The organism is Streptomyces sp. NPDC034099 (assembly GCF_055575415.1).
The window spans coordinates 70,697-90,809 of record NZ_JBVISR010000010.1; the positions used below are offsets into that span (position 1 = coordinate 70,697).

A 20,113-nucleotide genomic window follows, 5' to 3' on the forward strand; every position below is an offset into this window, starting at 1 on the left:
GGGGCCATTGTGCCGCACGACCCTGTAGGGGCACCGTTCGATGACCATATGAACGGATCGGCGATCACTCCGGAGCGGCGCATTCCGGCCAACGCCCGTTCTCCAGGGGCACACGCGAACGAAACGCGTGCCCCTGGAGGGGACACCGGCCCGCTAGCCGAGCCTCGACTCCAGCTCCGCCACGATCTCGTTGACGCCGATCGCAATCTGCTCGCCGGACTCCATGTCCTTGAGCTGGACGACGCCCTCGGCCAGGTCGCGCTCGCCCAGAACCAGGGTGTAGCGGGCGCCGGAGCGGTTGGCCGCCTTCATCGCGGCCTTGAGGCCCTTGCCGCCGTAGGAGAAGTCGGCCGCGACGCCGTTCTTGCGCAGCTCGGTGACCTTGGCGAACAGGATCCGGCGGGCCTCCTCGCCCAGCGGGACCGCGAAGACGGAGGTGGCGGACGGGATGTCCAGTTCGATGCCCTCCGCCTCCAGGGCGAGGACGGTGCGGTCGACGCCGAGCGCCCAGCCGACCGACGGCAGCGAGGGGCCGCCGATCATCTCGGACAGGCCGTCGTAGCGGCCGCCGCCGCCCACCGCGGACTGGGAGCCGAGGCCGTCGTGGACGAACTCGAACGTGGTGCGCGTGTAGTAGTCCAGGCCGCGGACCAGCTTCGGGTCGTCCTCGAAGACCACGCCCGCCGCCGTGATCAGCTCGCGCACCTCCTCGTGGTACGCCTTGCAGGCGTCGCACAGGTAGTCGCGCAGCAGCGGGGCGTCGGTGAGCTGCTTCTGGACGTCCGGGCGCTTGTCGTCCAGGACGCGCAGCGGGTTGATCTCGGCGCGGCGCAGGGTGTCCTCGTCCAGGTCGAGGCCGCGCAGGAAGTCCTGGAGCGCGGCCCGGTAGACGGGACGGCACTCCTGGTCGCCCAGCGAGTTGAGCAGGATGCGGAAGTCCTGCAGGCCGAGCGCGCGGTACGACTGGTCGGCCAGGATGATCAGTTCGGCGTCCAGAGCCGGGTCCTCGGCGCCGATCGCCTCGGCGCCGACCTGGGAGAAGTGGCGGTAACGGCCCTTCTGGGGGCGCTCGTAGCGGTACTGCGAGCCCGAGTACCAGACCTTCACCGGCAGGTTGCCCGCCTTGTGCAGGTTGGCCTCCAGGACCGCGCGCAGTACGGGGGCGGTGGTCTCCGGGCGCAGGGCGAGGCGGTCGCCGCCCTTGGTCTCGAAGACGTACATCTCCTTGGTCACGATGTCGGTCGACTCACCCACGCCGCGCGCGAACAGCTCGACGTTCTCGAAGCCGGGCGTCTCGATGTAGCCGTAGCCGGAGTTGCGCAGCGGGGCGGCGATCGCCTCGCGGACGGCCAGGTACTTGGCGGAGTCCGGCGGCAGCAGGTCGTACGTGCCCTTGGGGGCCTTGAAGGTGCTCACGGAAGGTCTCGTCACATTCCTCGTCGGGGAGCCTCGGGGGCGCCCTGGCCGGCTGCCACCTGCCGCAAGTACGGGTTGGTGGCACGCTCCTGGCCGATGGTCGTCTGGGGGCCGTGTCCGGACAGCACCACGGTCGAGTCGTCGAGCGGCAGGCACACGCGTGCCAGGGACTCGAGCATGTCGTCCATGGAGCCACCGGGGAAGTCGGTGCGTCCGATGGAGCCGGCGAACAGCAGGTCGCCCGAGAACATGACCGGCGGGATGTCCGCCGTCTCGGGCAGGCCGAAGGTCACCGACCCCTTGGTATGGCCCGGGGCGTGCGCGACGGTCAGCTCCAGGCCCGCCAGTGCAAGCCTCGCGCCGTCGGTCAGCTCCTTGACGTCGTCGGGTTCCCCGACGGTCAGCTCGCCCATGAGCGGCATGCCGATGGTGCGGCCGATGCCCTTCTCGGGGTCGCTCATCATGTAGCGGTCCTCGGGATGGATCCAGGCCGGCACGTCGTGGGCGCCGCACACCGGGACGACCGAGGCGACGTGGTCGATGTGGCCGTGGGTGAGGACGACGGCGACGGGCTTGAGCCGATGCTTGCGGATCGCTTCCTCGACTCCGGGGGCCGCCTGGTGGCCCGGGTCGATGATCACGCACTCCTCGCCGGCGGCGGGGGCGACGAGATAACAGTTCGTCCCCCAGGCACCGGCGGGGAACCCGGCAATGAGCACGATCGTCCTTCGTTTGGGTCGGTACGGGTGGGCTTGCGAACGTATCGCGCCCATGGTCAGAGCCTACCGGCGGTGCCGATTCCTCAGCGAACCCATATACGGTACGGGGCTACACGCCCACGGTCGGCTCATCGCACCCACGCGTACCGGTCGGCACACGAAGACGCATGAGGAGAGAACCCGGTGGTCACCCAGGAGCAGCGGCGGCGTCAGCTCGCCCGGGAGAAGTTCTTGCGGCAGCAGCAGCGACGCACCTCCGCGCGGCGCAAGGCTCGCATGCGCAACGCCGCGATCGCGTCGGTGCTCGGCGTGATCCTGATCGGCAGCGTCGCGCTGTACACGACCGGCGTGGTCCTGGGGGACGACGACGACAGCAAGACGAACGCGAACGCGGAGGTCACGCCGAGCGCCTCGGCTCCGAGCAAGGCGCCGGACCCGTGCGAGAAGCCCGCCGAGGGCAAGGTCAAGACGCAGACCTGGAAGAAGGAACCTGCGATGACCATCGACAAGTCGGCGAAGTACACGATGAAGCTGGCGACCACATGCGGTGACATAGACATCGCGCTGAAGGCGGAGGCGGCACCGCACACCGTCAATTCGTTCAACTTCCTGGCGGGCAAGGGCTTCTTCGACCACACCAAGTGCCACCGGCTCACCCCCGAGGGCATCTACGTCCTTCAGTGCGGTGACCCCCAGGGCACCGGCGCGGGCGGTCCCGGCTACACGATTCCCGACGAGAACCTGAAGGACAAGAGCCTCAAGGGCAACGTGTACCCGGCGGGGACGGTCGCGATGGCGAACCAGTACAACCCCCAGACGAAGCAGGGCCGTAACACCGGGGGCAGCCAGTTCTTCCTGGTCTACCAAGACAGCCAGCTGCCGCCGGACTACACGCCGTTCGGCACCATCTCCAAGGACGGCATGGCCGTTCTCAAGAAGATCGCGGCCGCCGGGGCCCAGGCGCCCGACCCCACGACCGGCAACACCGCCCCCAACGCGACGGTCGTGATCGACAAGGCCACGGTCACCACATCCTGACCCTCATCAGCGAAAGTTCGGTCGCGCGGGGTGCGGACAGGCCCCCCGCCGGTCGCCTATGTTGGCCGTGACGAAACTGTGGACGATGCCCGGGGGTAGCGAAGCCCTCCGCAGGCATCATGTGGAGGAGGCGCTGTGAGCAGCGACCCGTGGGGCCGCGTCGATGAGACGGGGACCGTGTACGTGCGGACGGCCGACGGCGAGCAGGTCGTCGGATCCTGGCAGGCAGGCTCCCCCGAGGAGGCGCTGGCCTATTTCGAACGCAAGTACGAAGGCCTGGTTGTCGAGATCGGCCTCCTCGAGAAGCGGGTGAAGACCACCGACCTGTCGGCCAAGGACGCGCAGGCGGCCATCGACCACCTGCGCGAGCAGGTGGACGCGCACCACGCGGTCGGTGACCTGGAGGCCCTGCGGACCCGGCTGGACCAGCTCGTCGCGCTCGTGGAGGCACGGCGCGAGGAGCGCAAGGCCCAGCGGGCCAAGCAGTCCGACGAGGCGCGCGGCGCCAAGGAGGCCCTGGTCGCCGAGGCGGAGGAGCTGGCGCGCTCGGACCAGTGGCGGGCGGCCGGTGAGCGGCTGCGGTCCCTGGTCGACACCTGGAAGGGCCTGCCGCGCCTGGACCGCAAGTCCGACGACGAGCTGTGGCACCGCTTCTCGCACGCCCGCTCGGCGTTCTCCAAGCGCCGCAAGCAGCACTTCGCACAGTTGGACGCGCAGCGCGAGGAGGCCCGCCGGACCAAGGAACGGCTGGTCACGGAGGCCGAGGCGCTGTCGAACTCGACGGACTGGGGACCGACGGCCGCGCGCTACCGCGACCTGATGTCCGAATGGAAGGCCGCCGGCCGCGCCCAGCGCGAGCACGAGGACGACCTGTGGAACCGCTTCCGCGGCGCCCAGGACGTGTTCTTCGCCGCCCGCGGCTCGGTCTTCGCCGAGCGGGACGCCGAGCAGGCGGAGAACCTGAAGCTCAAGGAGGAGCTGGCCGAGGAGGCCGAGAAGCTCGTCCCGGTCACCGACCTCAAGGCGGCCCGCGCCGCGTTCCGTTCGGTCAACGAGCGGTGGGAGGCCATCGGCCACGTGCCGCGCGACGCCCGGCCGAAGGTCGAGGGACGGATGCACGCGGTCGAGCGGGCCCTCCAGGAGGCCGAGGAGGCCGAGTGGCGCCGGACCAACCCGGAGGCACGCGCGCGTGCCGAGGGCCTGACCGGTCAGCTCCAGGCCGCCGTGGACAAGCTGCGCTCCCAGGTCGAGCAGGCGCGCGCCCAGGGCAACGACGCCAAGGCCGACAAGCTCGCGCGTGAGCTGGAGGGCCGCCAGGCGCTCCTGGACCAGGCGCTCAAGGGGCTGCACGAGTTCGGCGGCTGACGGTCGCGGACCGGACACGAGAGGGGCTCCCGTACACGCCGTACGGGAGCCCCTCTCGTGTGTGCGCCTGTACGGCCGCCTACGAAGGCCTGCGCGCCGACGTCACCCGGTACACGTCGTAGACGCCCTCCACGCCGCGGACGGCCTTCAGGACGTGCCCGAGGTGCTTGGGGTCGCCCATCTCGAAGGTGAAGCGGGAGGTGGCCACGCGGTCCCGGGAGGTCTGGACGGCCGCCGAGAGGATGTTGACGTGCTGGTCGGACAGCACCCGTGTGACGTCCGACAGGAGCCGGGAGCGGTCCAGCGCCTCGACCTGGATGGCGACCAGGAAGACGGAGGACTGGGTGGGCGCCCACTCGACCTCGAGGATGCGCTCGGGCTCGCGGGACAGCGAGTCCACGTTCACACAGTCGCTGCGGTGGACGGAGACGCCGCTGCCGCGGGTGACGAAGCCGATGATGGGGTCGCCGGGCACGGGCGTGCAGCAGCGGGCCAGCTTGACCCACACGTCCTCGACGCCCTTGACGACCACGCCCGGGTCGGCGCTGGTCCGCCGCTTGCGGCCACGACCGCGGGCCGGCGGGACCGACTCGTCGATCTCCTCGGTGGCCGCCTCCTCGCCGCCGAGCGCCGAGACCAGCTTCTGCACGATGTTCTGCGCGGAGACATGGCCCTCGCCGATCGCCGCGTACAGCGCGGAGATGTCCGAGTAGCGCATCTCGTGGGCGAGCGTGACCAGGGAGTCGCCGGTGAGGATGCGCTGGATCGGCAGGTTCTGCTTGCGCATCGCGCGGACGATGGCGTCCTTGCCCTGCTCGATCGCCTCGTCGCGGCGCTCCTTGGAGAACCAGCCGCGGATCTTGTTGCGGGCGCGCGGCGACTTCACGAAGCCCAGCCAGTCGCGGGAGGGGCCCGCGCCGGCCGCCTTGGAGGTGAAGACCTCCACCAGGTCGCCGTTGTCCAGGGTCGACTCCAGCGGCACCAGCCGCCCGTTGACCCGTGCCCCTATGGTGCGGTGGCCGACCTCGGTGTGGACGGCGTAGGCGAAGTCCACGGGGGTGGCCCCGGCGGGGAGCGCTATGACGTCGCCCTTGGGCGTGAAGACGAAGACCTCGTTGCGGGAGAGGTCGAAGCGCAGGGACTCCAGGAACTCGCCGGGGTCCTCGGTCTCCTTCTGCCAGTCGAGCAGCTGGCGCAGCCACGCCATGTCGTTGAGGTGGTCGTCCTTGCTCCTGCCGGACGACTTGGGGGCGTCGGTGCGCACCTTGGAGGCGCCGGCGACGGCCTCCTGCTTGTACTTCCAGTGCGCGGCGATGCCGTACTCCGCGCGACGGTGCATGTCGAAGGTGCGGATCTGCAGCTCGACCGGCTTGCCGCCGGGCCCGATGACCGTCGTGTGCAGCGACTGGTACATGTTGAACTTGGGCATCGCGATGTAGTCCTTGAACCGCCCCGGAACCGGGTTCCAGCGGGCGTGGACCGTGCCGAGCGCCGCGTAGCAGTCGCGGACGGTGTCCACCAGGACGCGGATGCCCACCAGGTCGTAGATCTCCGCGAAGTCACGGCCGCGGACGATCATCTTCTGGTAGACGCTGTAGTAGTGCTTGGGGCGGCCGGTGACGGTCGCCTTGATGCGGGCCGACCGCAGGTCCTGCTGGACCTCGTCGGTGACGACGGCCAGGTACTCGTCGCGCTTGGGGGCGCGCTCGGCGACCAGGCGGACGATCTCGTCGTACATCTTGGGGTAGAGGATCGCGAAGGCGAGGTCCTCCAGCTCCCACTTGATGGTGTTCATGCCCAGCCGGTGGGCGAGCGGCGCGTAGATCTCCAGGGTCTCGCGCGCCTTCTTCTCCTGCTTCTCGCGCTTGAGGTAGCGCATGGTGCGCATGTTGTGCAGGCGGTCGGCGAGCTTGATGACCAGGACGCGCGGGTCCTTGGCCATGGCGACGACCATCTTGCGCACGGTCTCGGCCTGCGCGGCCTCGCCGAACTTGACCTTGTCCAGCTTGGTGACGCCGTCGACGAGCAGCGTGACCACGTCGCCGAAGTCGCGGCGCAGGTCCTCCAGGCCGTACTCGGTGTCCTCGACGGTGTCGTGCAGCAGCCCGGCCATCAGCGTGGCCGGATCCATGCCCAGCTCGGCGAGGATGGTGGTGACGGCGAGCGGATGCGTGATGTACGGATCGCCGCTCTTGCGCTTCTGGCCGCGGTGCCAGCGTTCGGCGACCTGGTAGGCGCGCTCGATCTGGCGCAGGGTCGCCGTCTCGATCTTCGGGTCGTTGCCGCGCACTATGCGCAGCAGCGGCTCCAGGACCGGGTTGTACGGGTTGGCGCGCTGCACGCCGAGGCGGGCGAGACGGGCGCGGACGCGGTTGGAGGAGCCGGAGCGGGCGGGCTGCCCGGCGGGGGCGCGGACCACCGGCGCGTTCTGCGGGCGCTCCGCGGGCAGCGTCTTGGGGCGCGGCTGCTGCTCCGCGGGCTTGTCGACCGGCGCGGACGGGGCGTGCTGGATCGGCCCGCGCGTGTCGTTCTTCGCCTGGGGCGCGCTCGGCGCGGGCTTCGCCGCGGGCGCCGAGGCGGACTCGGGCTTTGCGGCGGTCAGTGGCTGGGCCTCGTCTGGCAAGAGGACTCCTCGTGCGCGATCCGGGTCCCCCGGTCAGGCTCCGGATACCCCATGGTAGCGATCCTGCCCTCCAGGATCGCCTTCTGGCCAATGTGAGGGCTGTCAACCCCTGCAACGCCTGGGGCGGGCGCCGGATTCCTCCGGGCCCGCCCCAGGGTGCGGTGTGCTCGGTTCAGACCGTGAGCAGCGCCTTCAGCGGTGCCCCGGCCAGTGCGGGCTCCAGGCGGGCCCGCCCGCCGAGGAAGCCCAGCTCCATCAGCACGGCGAGGCCCGCGACCTCGGCACCGGCCCGCCGGATCAGCTCCAGCGAGGCCTCCGCGGTGCCGCCGGTGGCGAGGACGTCGTCGACGACCAGCACGCGGTCGCCCGCGCTGAGGTCCTCGGCGTGCACCTCGATCTCGGCGGAGCCGTACTCCAGGTCGTACGCCTGGCTGAGCGTGGCTCCGGGGAGCTTGCCCGCCTTGCGTACGGGGATGAAGCCGAGGCCCGCCCTCAGGGCCACCGGGGCGCCGAGGATGAAGCCGCGGGCCTCCAGACCGACGACCTTGGTGGCGCCGGTGCTCCCAGCGACCTCGGCGAGCGCGTCGGTCAGGGCGGTGAACGCCGCCGGGTCCGCCAGGAGCGGGGTGATGTCCTTGAACACCACGCCCGGCTCCGGGTGGTCGGGCACGTCCCGGATGCGGCTGAGGAGCAGCTCGGTGATGTCGGTCGTGCCGGTCATCGGCGCTTCCCCGAGGGTCGGCCGCGGCCCCTGCCACGGGACGCGGGCTGGTTGCGGGGGCCGACGACCGCGGGTGCCGCGTCGTCCGGCTCGTCGGCGTCGTACGCCCCCTCGTCCTGCGCCGACTGCGCGGACTCGCCCTTGGCCGTCGCCTGGGCCCGCTTGGCGAGGACCCGCTTCTTGAGGGCCTTCATCTGCGGCTCGGCCTCCTTGAGGTCGGCGACGAGCGGCGTGGCGATGAAGATCGACGAGTAGGCACCGGCGGCGAGACCGACGAACAGCGACAGCGAGATGTCGTTGAGCATGCCGGCGCCGAGGACACCGCCGCCGATGAACAGCAGGCCCGCCACCGGCAGCAGCGCGACCACCGTGGTGTTGATGGAGCGGACCAGGGTGCTGTTGATCGAGCGGTTGGCGATCTCCGCGTAGGTCCAGCGGGTCTGCTTGGTGATGTCCCGGGTCTGCTCCTTGAGGCTGTCGAAGACGACGACCGTGTCGTAGAGCGAGTAACCGAGGATGGTCAGCAGACCGATCACCGTGCCCGGTGTGACCTCGAAGCCGACGAGGGCGTAGATGCCCACCGTGATGGTGATGTCGTGGATCAGTGCGACGAAGGCGGCCAGTGCCATCCGCCACTCGAACGCGATCGCCAGGTAGATCACCACGAGAACCATGAAGATCCCGAGGCCCTGCCAGGCCTTGTTCGCGATCTGGTCACCCCAGCTGGGGCCGACCAGGTCGGCGTTGATCTTCTCCGCGGGGACGTCCAGGTTCTTGGAGAGGTCCTCCTTGATCTGGTCCGACTGCTGGGTGTCGGTGCCCGCGATCTGGATGCGGAGGCTGCCGTCGCCGAGCTTCTGGACGATCGCGTCGTGGCCGGATGCCTCCTCCGACCAGGTTTCCGTCTGGGCGACCGAGGCGCTCATGTTCTTCGGGGTGGTGAAGACCGCGCCGCCCTGGAACTCGATGCCCATGTGCAGACCGCGCACCGCCAGGCCGACGATGGCCGTGATGGTGATGAGGATCGAGATGCCGTACCAGATCTTGCGGTTCTTGACGAAGTCGTAGCCGACCTCGCCGTGGTGCAGTCGGGCGCCGAGTGTGCCGAGCTTCGACATCTCTCACGCCTCCTTCGGGTCGACAGGGCCGGCGGCAGGACGGGACGGACGGCGGGTGCGGCGCAGCGGTGGCTTGGCACCCAGGGCCTTGGGGTCGAGGCCGGACCACTTGTGACCGCTGGAGAAGAACTTGCGCCGGGCCATCAGCGTCAGCAGCGGTTTGGTGAACAGGAACACCACGACCACGTCGAGCAGGGTCGTCAGACCGAGCGTGAACGCGAAGCCCTGCACCTTGCCCACCGTGACGATGAAGAGCACCGCGGCGGCGAGGAAGGACACGAAGTCGGAGACCAGGATGGTGCGCCGGGCGCGCGGCCAGGCCCGCTCGACGGCGGGACGCAGTGTGCGGCCCTCCCGGATCTCGTCGCGGACGCGTTCGAAGTACACGATGAACGAGTCCGCCGTGATGCCGATGGCGACGATGGCACCGCACACCGCCGGCAGGTTCAGCGCGAAGTTGATGGTCGGGCCGAGCAGCGCCATGATCACGTACGTGAGGCCGGCCGAGACCAGCAGCGAGCAGACGGCGATGAACGACAGGCCTCGGTAGTAGAACAGCAGGTAGAGGACGACCAGGGCGAGGCCGATCGCGCCCGCGATCAGACCGGCGTGGAGCTGCTCACCGCCGAGCGCGGCGGTGACGGTGGTGACGCTGTCCTCCTTGAAGGTCAGCGGCAGCGCGCCGTAGGACAGCATGTTGGCGAGGCTCTGGGCCTCCTCCTGGTCGAAGCTGCCGGAGATCTCCGCGTTGCCGCCGGTGAGCGCCTGGCTGACGTACGGGTCGGAAACGACCTCGTTGTCCAGGACGATGGCGAACTGGTTCTGCGGGGACTGGTTCTGCGCCAGCTTGCCGGTGATGTCCGCGAACTTCTCGCTGCCCTTGTCCGTGAACTTCATGGTCACGGTCCAGCCGGCGGCGGTCTGCGTGTTGTAGACGGCCTTGGCCTCGTCGACCTCGGTGCCGTCGACCGCGGCGGGGCCGAGGATGTACTTCTGCCACTGGCCCTGCGAGTTCTGGCCGCAGGCCACGGTCTGCTCGTCCGGCTTGGCGCCCTTGCCCGCCTTGGCGCGGGCGCCCTGGTCGGTGCAGTCCAGGGCCGCGTACTGCTGCTGCAGCTTGGCGGTGGCGTCGTCACCGGGGGCGCTGGCGCTCGGGGACGGGGAGGCGCCGTCGGAGCTCTTCGCGGACGGGCTGGGGTCGGCCTTCAGGGCGTCGCTGGCGGCGCGGCCCTGGGAGGTGGCGCTCGCCGACGCGGAGTCGGACGGCGTGCCGCTCGCCTTGTCGCCGTCCGTGGCCTTGTCGCCGTCGGTGGCCTTGTCCGTGGCCTTGTCGGTCGCCTTGTCCGTGGCGCCGCCGGCCTCGCTCGGCGAGGGGCTGCCGGTCGCGTTGGCGCCGGAGAGCTCGGTGGCGAGGACCGGACGGAAGTACAGCTTGGCGGTGGTGCCGACCTGCTGCCGGGCTTCCTTCGAGTTCGTCCCCTTGGGGATGTTGACGATGATGTTCCGGTCGCCCTGGGTCTGGACCTCGGCCTCGGAAACACCCAGACCATTGACACGGCGGTTCATGATCTCGACCGCGGTGTCCATGTTGGTCTTGTTGATCGCCGACTCCTGGCCCGCCTCCGGCACCGCGCGGAGCGTGATGCTGGTGCCGCCCGCCAGGTCGATGCCGAGACGCGGAGTCGTGTGCCCGGAGGCGAACATGCCTCCGGCGAGCGCCACGATGGCGATCAGGATCAGGGCCAGCGAGCGCCCGGGCTTACTCTGAGCGCTCGCATTCTTTCCCTTTTTAGGTGCTACCACCTTTGTGTACTCCCTCTCGGGCCGCTTCGCGCCCAGAAGGCGTCACCGGCGGCCATCACATGGTGTCCGGATCCGTGCGAGCCGCGCGTCGCGCGGGGTGCGCGGGAACCCGTCCCGCGCACCCCGGGGCACGGCCTACTTCGCCTCGGAACCGCCGTCGGACTTCTTCGCCTGCTCGTCCGTCTTCGCCTCGGCGGGCGCGGCGTCGGCCTTCGGCGCGTCGGCCGTCTCGTCGGCGGGCTCGACGGCCTTCTTGCCGAGGTCGACGGACTTGTCGTCGGAGGCGGCGTCGGCGGGGGCGTCGGTCTCGGTGAGGGAGGAGGCGTCGTCGGGGACGACGTCGGCGTCGGACTTCAGGTCGTACTCGATGCCGTGGACGATGCGGTTGTACTCGTCGTCGGTGAGGACGGCACCGATCGAGTTCTTGGCGAAGAGCAGTTCCACACCCGGGCCGGCGTCGAGGAGGACCGTGTCGTCGTTGACCTCCTTGACCGTGGCGTACATGCCCCCGATGGTGCGGACACCGGTTCCGGGCTGCATCTCGTTCCGCATGTTGGCGGCCTGCTGCTGCTTCTTCTTCGCCGACCGGGTCATCAGGAACATGGCCCCGATGAGCACGATGAACGGGAGGAGGGTCACGAGACTCACGGGTCGGTACTTCCTTCACACGACCGCGATGGTGAGCGGCCTGATGGTTGGGGGTGTGTACACCGCCGACAAGGGCGGCATCGGCGGAGTCTAGGCGAGTCCGCGCGCATGGAACAACGCCCAGCATGGCACCGGGGTTCCTGCTCCGGCGAATGTGCCTCGCGTGAGCGGGTCGTCACGCCCCGAACAAGTCCTGTTGTCCGTTTCCTGAACTCTGCGAACGAGGCGGGGTGAGGCCGAGATGCGCCCATGCGGCCGGAGTGGCCACCCGCCCGCGCGGGGTGCGGGCGAGCAGACCCTCCCGTACGAGGAAGGGTTCGGCGACCTCCTCCACTGTCTCACGCTCCTCCCCCACGGCGACGGCGAGCGTCGACAGGCCGACGGGACCGCCGCCGAACAGCTTGAGAAGGGCCTCCAGCACCCCCCGGTCGAGGCGGTCGAGGCCCCGGGCGTCGACCTCGTAGACGGCGAGGGCGGCCGCGGCGATCTCCTGGGTGATCAGGCCGTCGGCCTTGACCTGGGCGTAGTCGCGGACCCGGCGCAGCAGACGGTTGGCGATGCGGGGGGTGCCGCGGGAGCGGCCTGCGATCTCGGCGGCGCCGGTGGGGTCGATCTCGACGTCGAGCAGGCCGGCGGAGCGGTGGATCACGCGCTCCAGTTCCGCCGGTCCGTAGAACTCCATGTGGGCGGTGAAGCCGAAGCGGTCGCGCAGCGGGGGCGGCAGCAGTCCCGCGCGGGTGGTGGCGCCGACCAGGGTGAACGGGGGCAGCTCCAGGGGGATGGCGGTGGCGCCGGGGCCCTTGCCGACGATGACGTCGACGCGGAAGTCCTCCATCGCCATGTAGAGCATCTCCTCGGCGGGCCGCGACATGCGGTGGATCTCGTCGAGGAAGAGGACCTCGCCCTCCTGGAGCGAGGAGAGGATCGCCGCGAGATCGCCTGCGTGCTGGATGGCGGGGCCCGAGGTGATGCGGATGGGGGCTTCCATCTCGGCCGCGATGATCATCGAGAGGGTGGTCTTGCCGAGGCCCGGGGCGCCGGACAGGAGCACGTGGTCGGCGGTCGCCCCGCGCGCGCGTGCGGCACGCAGCACCAGGTCGAGCTGTTCGCGGACCTTCTCCTGGCCGATGAACTCACCGAGGTCCTTGGGGCGCAGGGCCGCCTCCACGGCCTGGTCCTCGCCGTCGGCGACAGCGCCCACCAGCCGCTCGGCGGCGGCCTCCGCGTCGGTCGTGTCGTCCCAGTTCACTTCGTTCTCCTTGCCGTGGCGCACCGGTCGGTGGTGGCGGGCGTGGTCAGCGGGCGCGGTTCAGCGTCTGCAGGGCGGCCTTCAGCAGCGCGCCCACCTGCGGCGTGCCCCCGGCGGCTTCCGCCTGCGGCGCCACGGCGGCGACGGCCTCGTCGGCCTCGCGGGTGGCGTACCCGAGGCCGATCAGGGCGGCGTGCAGCTGGTCGCGCCAGCCGGTGCTGACCGGGGCGCCGACGGCGGGGGCGCCGATGGGCTCGCCGAGCCGGTCCTTCAGCTCCAGGAGCAGCTTCTGGGCGCCCTTCTTGCCGATGCCGGGGACAGCGGTGAGCGCCTTCTCGTCGCCGGTGGAGACGGCTCTGCGCAGGGCGTCGGGCTGGTGCACGGCGAGCATGGCCTGGGCGAGGCGGGGTCCGACGCCGCTGGCGGTCTGGAGCAGTTCGAAGACCTGGCGCTCGTCGTCGTCGGCGAAGCCGTAGAGCGTGAGCGAGTCCTCGCGGACGACGAGCGAGGTGGCGAGCTTGGCGGGCTTGCCGAGCCGGAGGGTGGAGAGCGTGTTCGGCGTGCACTGGACGGCCATGCCGACGCCGCCGACCTCGACCACCGCGGCGTCGGGTGCGAGGGCGGCGACGGTGCCGCTGACGAAGGCGATCATGCGGGGCGGCCTTTCGACGGGTGGGAGGTCCGCGGGCGCTGCGGGCCCTGGGAGGCGTGCAGGGCCACGGCCTGCTGGAGGCGGTTCTGCGCGGGGGCGCGCCAGATGTGGCAGATGGCGAGCGCGAGGGCGTCGGCGGCGTCGGCCGGCTTGGGCGGGGCGGCGAGCCGCAGCAGGCGGGTGACCATGGCACCGACCTGCGCCTTGTCGGCGCGGCCGCTGCCGGTGACGGCCGCCTTGACCTCGCTGGGCGTGTGCAGCGCGACGGGGATGCCGCGGCGGGAGGCGCACAGGATCGCCACCGCGCTGGCCTGGGCGGTGCCCATGACGGTGCGGACGTTGTGCTGGCTGAAGACGCGCTCCACGGCGACGAACTCCGGCCGGTGCTCGTCGAGCCACCGCTCGATGCCCTGCTCGACGGCGACGAGGCGGTGGCCGAGGTCCGCGTCCGCGGGCGTGCGGACGACGCCGACGCCGATCATGGTGAGCGGCCTGCCCGCGACGCCCTCCACCACACCGACCCCGCAGCGGGTCAGCCCCGGGTCCACCCCCAGCACACGCACGTCCCCGGCCCCTCTCGTCGATCACCTGTTTGTGCAGGCTATCGGGTGCCACCGACAAAGCGACGGGCCGACGGAGTGTGTCCCCGTCGGCCCGCTGAGCAGGGACGCGTTACGCGTCGACCTTCTCCATGATCTCGTCGCTCACGTCGAAGTTGGCGAAGACGTTCTGCACGTCGTCGCTGTCCTCCAGGGCGTCGATGAGCCGGAAGATCTTCCGCGCGCCCTCCTCGTCCAGCTCGACCTGCATGGTGGGGACGAAGTTGGCGTCGGCGGACTCGTAGTCGATGCCGGCCTCCTGGAGAGCGGTGCGGACCGCGACCAGGTCGGTGGCCTCGCTGAGCACCTCGAAGGACTCGCCGAGGTCGTTGACCTCCTCCGCGCCCGCGTCCAGGACGGCGCCGAGGACGTCGTCCTCGCCCAGCTCGCCCTTGGGCACGATCACGACGCCCTTGCGGTTGAAGAGGTACGACACCGAGCCCGGGTCGGCCATGGAACCGCCGTTGCGGGTCATGGCGACGCGGACGTCGGAGGCGGCGCGGTTGCGGTTGTCGGTGAGGCACTCGATGAGCACCGCGACGCCGTTGGGGCCGTAGCCCTCGTACATGATCGTCTCGTAGTCGGCGCCACCGGCCTCCAGGCCGGCGCCGCGCTTGACCGCGGAGTCGATGTTCTTGTTCGGGACCGACTGCTTCTTCGCCTTCTGGATGGCGTCGTACAGCGTCGGGTTGCCGTCGATGTCGGCACCGCCCATGCGGGCCGCGACCTCGATGTTCTTGATCAGCTTCGCGAAGAGCTTGCCGCGCTTGGCATCGATGACGGCCTTCTTGTGCTTCGTCGTGGCCCATTTAGAGTGGCCGGACATCTGCCTGTCTCCTTCGCGTAACCCGTCTCTGTACGAACGGAGGAATCCTACAAGGACTCCGTCGCCCGGTTCGCGCGCACCATGTCGGCGAAGAGCCGGTGCACCCGGTGGTCGCCGGTCAGCTCCGGGTGGAACGAGGTGGCCAGCGCGTTGCCCTGGCGGACGGCGACGATGTGGCCGTCGTGCTCGGCGAGGACCTCGGCGGCGGCGCCCACGGACTCGACCCAGGGGGCGCGGATGAAGACGCCCTCCACGGGAGCGCCCTCGACGCCCTTGACATCGACGGCGGCCTCGAAGGACTCGTTCTGCCGGCCGAAGGCGTTGCGGCGCACGATCATGTCGATGCCGCCGACCGTCTCCTGCCCGGAGCGGGGGTCGAGGATCTTGTCGGCCAGCATGATCATGCCGGCGCAGGTGCCGTAGACGGGCATGCCGTCGCGCACGCGCGCGCGGAGGGGGTCCATCACTCCGAAGAGGACGGCGAGCTTGGAGATGGTGGTGGACTCGCCGCCGGGTACGACCAGGCCGTCCACCTCGGCGAGTTCTTCGGGGCGCCTCACCGGCCTGGCCACGGCGTCGGCCACGGCCAGGGCGATGAGGTGCTCCCGTACGTCGCCCTGGAGGGCCAGGACGCCGATGACGGGGGTGTCACTCATGGGTCCGGTGCCTTACCAGCCGCGGTTGGCGTAGCGCTCGGTCTCGGGGAGGGTGTCGCAGTTGATGCCGACCATGGCCTCGCCGAGGTTGCGGGACGCGTCCGCGATGATCTTCGGGTCGTCGTAGAAGGTGGTGGCCTTCACGATGGCGGCGGCGCGCTTGGCCGGGTCGCCGGACTTGAAGATGCCGGAGCCGACGAAGACGCCCTCGGCGCCGAGCTGGCGCATGAGCGCGGCGTCGGCCGGGGTGGCGACCCCGCCGGCCGAGAAGAGGACGACCGGGAGCCTGCCCAGCTCGGAGACCTCCTTGACCAGCTCGTAAGGGGCGCGCAGCTCCTTGGCGGCGGCGTACAGCTCGTTGTTGTCGCAGCCGCGCAGCCGGGCGATCTCGTTCTTGATCTGGCGCAGGTGGCGGACGGCCTCGACGACGTTGCCGGTGCCCGCCTCACCCTTGGAGCGGATCATGGCCGCGCCCTCGGCGATCCGGCGCAGGGCCTCGCCGAGGTTGGTGGCGCCGCAGACGAAGGGCGTGGTGAAGGCGAACTTGTCGCTGTGGTTGACCTCGTCGGCCGGCGTGAGGACCTCGGACTCGTCGATGTAGTCGACGCCGAGGGACTGCAGGACCTGGGCCTCCACGAAGTGGCCGATGCGGGACTTGGCCATCACCGGGATGGAGACGGCGCCGATGATGCCCTCGATCATGTCCGGGTCGGACATCCGGGCCACGCCGCCGTCCTTGCGGATGTCGGCCGGGACCCGCTCCAGGGCCATGACGGCCACGGCGCCCGCGTCCTCGGCGATCTTCGCCTGCTCAGGCGTGACGACGTCCATGATGACGCCGCCCTTGAGCTGCTCGGCCATGCCGCGCTTCACCCGGGCGGTGCCGGTCTCGGGTGCCTGGTTTTCGGAGAGGGTGCTGGACACGGGTACCTCGCTGAGGAGAAGGGGGTTTCTGCAGCAACGAGGAAACGTGAGGCGAGCAGGCCACAGCAAGGGCCAATGGGGAGGCTGTGGATCGTTTTCGGGCCGAGGCGCCGGCGGTACGGCTTACGCCGCCCGCTCGACCAGGGCGGCCGGTGACTCGTCGTCCATCTCGAAGGCCAGCGGGAAGGGCGCGTGCCCGGCGAGGCGGAACCAGCGGACCTTGCGGTGCTCGCGCAGTCTGCGCGCGGCGCCGACCGCGTCGTTGTGGAAGCGCCGGGCCATCGGCACCCTGCGTACCGCCTCGGCCAGTTCGTGGGCGGCCTCCTCTCCCCCGGGCGCCTCGCGCACCACGTCCACCTGCTGCGCGTCGCCGAACACGGCGCGCAGCGCCTGGCTCAGCTCGCTCTCGGCGACCTCCCGCATGTCCTCCTCGGCCTGCCGGGCGGCGTGTGCGGCCTCGTAGAGGACCATGGAGGCGGCCGGGTCGAGCACGCCGGAGGTGGCGAGTTCCTGGGCCACGGACGCCCTGCGCAGCAGCTGTGCGTCCAGGGCGGCGCGGGCGGCGTCGATCCGGGCGTGCAGCCGGTCCAGGCGGCCCGCCGTCCAGCTGAGGTACAGGCCGACGGCGACGAGGACGACCAGGATCCAGATGAGGGTTGCGGTCACGGGCGGCAACCCTATCGGTGGGCCGAGTGCCCCATGTGGGTCCGGTGGGCCCCGTGTACGCCGGTGAGCGCGAGACATCCGGCCCCGACCCGCCAGTGGCGGCGTCCGCGCGGCCGGGTCTCGGCCGCCGGTGGCGGCGTCGCGGGGTCGGCCCGCGCCCGCCGAGGGTCGCACGCACTCGTGGCTCCGCATGCGCGACGGCGGCCCCGTGCGCCCCGGTGGGTCAGTCCCTCGCCAGGCCGAAGCGGGCCCGCAGGCCCGTTGCCCGGTCGTCCGTCGCGACCGCCGCCGCTCCCGCGGTGACCGTCTCGTAGACGGACAGGATGTCCGCGCCCACGGTGGACCAGTCGAAACGCCGTACGTGGGCGCTGCCCCGCTCGCGCAGCGCGGCCCGGCGTTCCGGGTCGGCCAGCAGGCGTACGGCCGCTTCCGCCAGGGCGTCCGCGTTCTCGTTGGGGAAGAGTTCCCCGGCCGCGCCCTGGTCGAGGACCTGGGCGAAGGCGTCCAGGTCGGAGGCGAGGACGGGGGCGCCGGCCGACATGGCCTCGACGAGGATGATGCCGAAGCTCTCGCCGCCGGTGTTGGGCGCCACGTACAGGTCGACGCTGCGCAGGAGGCGGGCCTTGTCCTCGTCGCTGATCATGCCGAGGAACTCCACGCGGGAGCGCAGTTCCCCGGGCAGGCTCTCGACGGCCTCCTCCTCGTCCCCGCGCCCGGCGACGAGCAGCCGGGTCTGCGGGCGGGCGGCGAGGATCCCGGGCAGCGCCCGCATGAGCACCGGCAGGCCCTTGCGGGGCTCGTCGATGCGCCCTATGAAGCCGATCGTGTCGCCCTGCCACTCGGGCTTGGGCTCCGCGCCGGCGAAGAAGTCGACGTCGACGCCGTTGGGGATGACGACCGCGTCGCCGCCCAGGTGCTCGACCAGCGTGCGCCGGGCGTACTCGCTCACGGCGATCCGGGCGCTGATCTTCTCCAGGGCGGCCTGGAGGATCGCGTACGCGGCGATCATCGCGCGGGAGCGCGGGTTGGAGGTGTGGAAGGTGGCCACGATGGGGCCCTGCGCCGCCCAGCAGGTCAGCAGGCCCAGCGAGGGCGAGGTCGGCTCGTGGATGTGGATGACGTCGAAGGCGCCGTCGTGCAGCCAGCGCCGGACCCGGGCGGCCGACAGGAAGCCGAAGTTCAGCCGGGCCACCGAGCCGTTGTACGGCACCGGCACCGCGCGGCCCGCGGAGACGACGTACGGGGGCAGCGGGGTGTCCTCGTCGGCCGGGGCGAGGACGGACACCTCGTGACCGAGCCGGATGAAGTACTCGGCGAGGTCCCGGATGTGGAACTGGACGCCGCCCGGCACGTCCCAGGAGTACGGGCAGACGATGCCGATCCTCACCGGGCGCCCCGCTCGCGGGCGCCGGGCGCCTTGGCCGGGTCGAGATCCTTGAGCCACAAGCGCTGCAGCATGTGCCAGTCCTCCGGGTGGTCGGCGATCCCCGTGGCGAAGGCATCGGCCAGCGCCTGTGTCATGACAGACGTCTTCTCGGCCCGGGTGCCTGACCCGGGGACCTCGACCGGTGGGTGTACCCGGCCCCGCATCACCGGCGAGTCGTCGTACCAGAGCGTCACCGGCAGCAGCCGTGCGCCGGTCTGCTGGGCGAGCAGGGCGGGGCCGGCCGGCATCCGGGCCGTCTCGCCGAAGAAGCCGACCTCCACGCCGGAGGCGGACAGGTCGCGGTCGGCGACCAGGCAGACCAGGCCGCCGTCGCGCAGCCGCCGGGCCAGCGTGCCGAAGGCGGTGCCGCCGCTGTGCGGCAGGACCTCCATGCCGAGACCCTCGCGGTAGGCGACGAACCGGTCGTACAGGGTCTCCGGCTTGAGGCGCTCGGCGACCGTGGTGAACGGGATGCCGAGCTTCGTGGTGACCCAGGCGCCCGCGAGGTCCCAGTTGGCCAGGTGCGGCAGGGCCAGCACCACGCCCTTGCCGGCGTCCATGCCGGCGGTGAGGTGGTGCAGATCGTCGGGGACGAAGCCGTCCTTGATCCGCTCGGTGCTCCACGCCGGGAGCCGGAACGACTCCATCCAGTAGCGCAGGTACGAGCGCATGCCCGCGCGCGAGAGGGCGGCGAGCCGCTCCGGACTCGCGTCGGGCACCACGCGGGCGTAGTTGCTCTCCAGGCGGCGCACCCCCGCTCCGCGCTGTTTCCAGGCGAGGTCGGCGACGGTGCGGCCGAGGCGCACGGCGGCGGGCTCGGGGAGCTTCTTCACGGTGGTCCAGCCGGCGCCGTACAGACCGTCGGTCAGGCGGTCCCGAGCGCTCACTTCGCCGCCTCGGTGCCCTGGCTCCGCTGCGCGGCGGCGTCCGCCTCGGCGGCCTCCCGGCGGACCGTGACGACCCGCTGCACCAGCGTGACGAGGCTGCCCACGGCGACGATCCACAGGGCGATCGGCAGCAGGTACTGGATGCCGGGCACGCCGAACTTGTGCAGCCCGGCGAATCCGGCGGCGACCAGCGAGATGACGAGGCGCTCGGCACGCTCGACCAGTCCGTTGACGGCCACCGGCAGGCCGATCGCCTCGCCGCGCGCCTTGGTGTACGACACCACCTGGCCGCTGGCCAGACAGAAGATCGACACCGCGCACAGGACGTTGTCGTCGCCGCCCCCCGCGTACCAGAGGGCGAGGCCGCCGAAGATCGCCCCGTCGGCGACCCGGTCGAGGGTGGAGTCCAGGAACGCGCCCCACCGGCTGGAGCGGCCCAGCTGGCGGGCCATGTTGCCGTCGACGAGGTCGGAGAAGACGAAGAGCGTGATCACCACCGTGCCCCAGAAGAACTCACCCATGGGGTAGAAGACCAGCGCACCCGCGACCACACCCGCGGTGCCGATCAGCGTGACCGTGTCGGGGCTGACGCCCCGGCGGATGAGAAACGCGGCGAACGGTGTGAGGACACGCGTAAAAAATGCACGCGCGTACTTGTTCAGCATGGCCTTCCCGACGGTCGGTGTGGCGCCGCGGCCCTTGCTGGCCACCGGCTGGCCCATCGTAGTCACGCGCGCGCGTGGGCGGTGGCCGGGCACCCTGAGCCCTTGCGGAGCG

19 protein-coding genes are annotated in these 20,113 nt (G+C 71.0%); 2 read left to right on the top strand and 17 right to left on the bottom strand.

Translation table 11 applies throughout. The features are described from left to right. Positions 1-153 precede the first annotated feature (153 nt). Both hisS and ACZ56V_RS26735 read right to left on the bottom strand, forming a co-directional pair. Complete coding sequence (gene hisS, locus ACZ56V_RS26730; protein ID WP_467381894.1) at positions 154-1,416, bottom strand: histidine--tRNA ligase; 1,263 nt, start codon at positions 1,414-1,416, stop codon at positions 154-156. An 11-nt stretch (positions 1,417-1,427) separates the two neighbouring features. Continuing rightward, positions 1,428-2,135, bottom strand: coding sequence for an MBL fold metallo-hydrolase (locus tag ACZ56V_RS26735; protein WP_398917153.1), 708 nt, complete (start codon positions 2,133-2,135; stop codon positions 1,428-1,430). A 183-nt stretch (positions 2,136-2,318) separates the two neighbouring features. Here ACZ56V_RS26735 and ACZ56V_RS26740 point away from each other — a divergent pair, with 183 nt between their 5' ends. Then, the gene (locus tag ACZ56V_RS26740) at positions 2,319-3,173 is read left to right on the top strand and encodes a peptidylprolyl isomerase (RefSeq protein ID WP_467381896.1); all 855 of its coding nucleotides are present in this window, start codon (positions 2,319-2,321) and stop codon (positions 3,171-3,173) included. A 135-nt stretch (positions 3,174-3,308) separates the two neighbouring features. Next, positions 3,309-4,538, top strand: coding sequence for a DUF349 domain-containing protein (locus ACZ56V_RS26745; RefSeq protein WP_398917157.1), 1,230 nt, complete (start codon positions 3,309-3,311; stop codon positions 4,536-4,538). A gap of 79 nt (positions 4,539-4,617) precedes the next feature. Here the strand turns inward: ACZ56V_RS26745 and relA are convergent, their stop codons facing one another. The 15 genes from relA to pgsA all read right to left on the bottom strand — a co-directional run bounded on the left by relA (position 4,618) and on the right by pgsA (position 20,058). After that, complete coding sequence (gene relA, locus ACZ56V_RS26750) at positions 4,618-7,161, bottom strand: GTP pyrophosphokinase (protein WP_398917159.1); 2,544 nt, start codon at positions 7,159-7,161, stop codon at positions 4,618-4,620. 172 nt (positions 7,162-7,333) lie between these two features. Beyond that, entirely contained in the window at positions 7,334-7,882 is a 549-nt protein-coding gene (locus tag ACZ56V_RS26755) for an adenine phosphoribosyltransferase (protein ID WP_104634799.1), read from the bottom strand. Then, a complete protein-coding gene (gene secF, locus ACZ56V_RS26760) occupies positions 7,879-9,000 on the bottom strand; it encodes a protein translocase subunit SecF (RefSeq protein ID WP_398917162.1) in 1,122 nt (373 codons plus the stop codon). Before secF ends, ACZ56V_RS26755 begins: the two co-directional genes overlap by 4 nt. 3 nt (positions 9,001-9,003) lie before the next feature. Further along, entirely contained in the window at positions 9,004-10,803 is a 1,800-nt protein-coding gene (gene secD, locus ACZ56V_RS26765; protein WP_398917164.1) for a protein translocase subunit SecD, read from the bottom strand. 135 nt (positions 10,804-10,938) lie between these two features. Further along, positions 10,939-11,451: a preprotein translocase subunit YajC gene (gene yajC / locus ACZ56V_RS26770; protein ID WP_467381901.1), complete on the bottom strand. Its 513-nt coding sequence runs from the start codon at positions 11,449-11,451 to the stop codon at positions 10,939-10,941. A 175-nt stretch (positions 11,452-11,626) separates the two neighbouring features. Further along, positions 11,627-12,700, bottom strand: coding sequence for a Holliday junction branch migration DNA helicase RuvB (gene ruvB, locus ACZ56V_RS26775; RefSeq protein WP_059299546.1), 1,074 nt, complete (start codon positions 12,698-12,700; stop codon positions 11,627-11,629). Positions 12,701-12,746: 46 nt separating this feature from the next. Then, on the bottom strand, positions 12,747-13,352 hold the full coding sequence (gene ruvA, locus ACZ56V_RS26780) for a Holliday junction branch migration protein RuvA (RefSeq protein WP_398917167.1): 606 nt from the start codon (positions 13,350-13,352) through the stop codon (positions 12,747-12,749). After that, positions 13,349-13,915 (bottom strand): crossover junction endodeoxyribonuclease RuvC, encoded by a 567-nt coding sequence (ruvC, locus tag ACZ56V_RS26785; RefSeq protein WP_356365151.1) that lies wholly within the window; start codon positions 13,913-13,915, stop codon positions 13,349-13,351. Before ruvC ends, ruvA begins: the two co-directional genes overlap by 4 nt. A 109-nt stretch (positions 13,916-14,024) precedes the next feature. Further along, complete coding sequence (locus ACZ56V_RS26790) at positions 14,025-14,777, bottom strand: YebC/PmpR family DNA-binding transcriptional regulator (protein ID WP_052837848.1); 753 nt, start codon at positions 14,775-14,777, stop codon at positions 14,025-14,027. A gap of 47 nt (positions 14,778-14,824) precedes the next feature. Then, positions 14,825-15,433, bottom strand: a complete 609-nt coding sequence (gene pdxT / locus ACZ56V_RS26795; RefSeq protein ID WP_398917168.1) for a pyridoxal 5'-phosphate synthase glutaminase subunit PdxT — start codon at positions 15,431-15,433, stop codon at positions 14,825-14,827. 12 nt (positions 15,434-15,445) lie between these two features. After that, positions 15,446-16,357, bottom strand: a complete 912-nt coding sequence (gene pdxS, locus ACZ56V_RS26800; protein ID WP_030184980.1) for a pyridoxal 5'-phosphate synthase lyase subunit PdxS — start codon at positions 16,355-16,357, stop codon at positions 15,446-15,448. 123 nt (positions 16,358-16,480) lie between these two features. Next, the gene (locus ACZ56V_RS26805; RefSeq protein ID WP_398917172.1) at positions 16,481-17,023 is read right to left on the bottom strand and encodes a hypothetical protein; all 543 of its coding nucleotides are present in this window, start codon (positions 17,021-17,023) and stop codon (positions 16,481-16,483) included. 223 nt (positions 17,024-17,246) lie between these two features. Beyond that, a complete protein-coding gene (locus ACZ56V_RS26810; RefSeq protein WP_468945763.1) occupies positions 17,247-18,410 on the bottom strand; it encodes a glycosyltransferase family 4 protein in 1,164 nt (387 codons plus the stop codon). Further along, the gene (locus tag ACZ56V_RS26815; protein ID WP_467381906.1) at positions 18,407-19,336 is read right to left on the bottom strand and encodes a phosphatidylinositol mannoside acyltransferase; all 930 of its coding nucleotides are present in this window, start codon (positions 19,334-19,336) and stop codon (positions 18,407-18,409) included. The genes ACZ56V_RS26810 and ACZ56V_RS26815 overlap by 4 nt, the downstream gene beginning before the upstream one ends. Then, the gene (pgsA, locus tag ACZ56V_RS26820) at positions 19,333-20,058 is read right to left on the bottom strand and encodes a phosphatidylinositol phosphate synthase (protein ID WP_104634787.1); all 726 of its coding nucleotides are present in this window, start codon (positions 20,056-20,058) and stop codon (positions 19,333-19,335) included. Before pgsA ends, ACZ56V_RS26815 begins: the two co-directional genes overlap by 4 nt. Between the last annotated feature and the right edge of the window lie 55 nt (positions 20,059-20,113).

Excerpts from the sequence above, each read along its gene's own strand:
- pgsA (WP_104634787.1), bottom strand. The coding sequence starts at position 20,058 with ATGGGCCAGCCGGTGGCCAGCAAGGGCCGCGGCGCCACACCGACCGTC.
- ACZ56V_RS26755 (WP_104634799.1), bottom strand. The coding sequence starts at position 7,882 with ATGACCGGCACGACCGACATCACCGAGCTGCTCCTCAGCCGCATCCGG.
- ruvA (WP_398917167.1), bottom strand. The coding sequence starts at position 13,352 with ATGATCGCCTTCGTCAGCGGCACCGTCGCCGCCCTCGCACCCGACGCC.
- ACZ56V_RS26790 (WP_052837848.1), bottom strand. The coding sequence starts at position 14,777 with ATGTCCGGCCACTCTAAATGGGCCACGACGAAGCACAAGAAGGCCGTC.
- pdxT (WP_398917168.1), bottom strand. The coding sequence starts at position 15,433 with ATGAGTGACACCCCCGTCATCGGCGTCCTGGCCCTCCAGGGCGACGTA.
- secF (WP_398917162.1), bottom strand. The coding sequence starts at position 9,000 with ATGTCGAAGCTCGGCACACTCGGCGCCCGACTGCACCACGGCGAGGTC.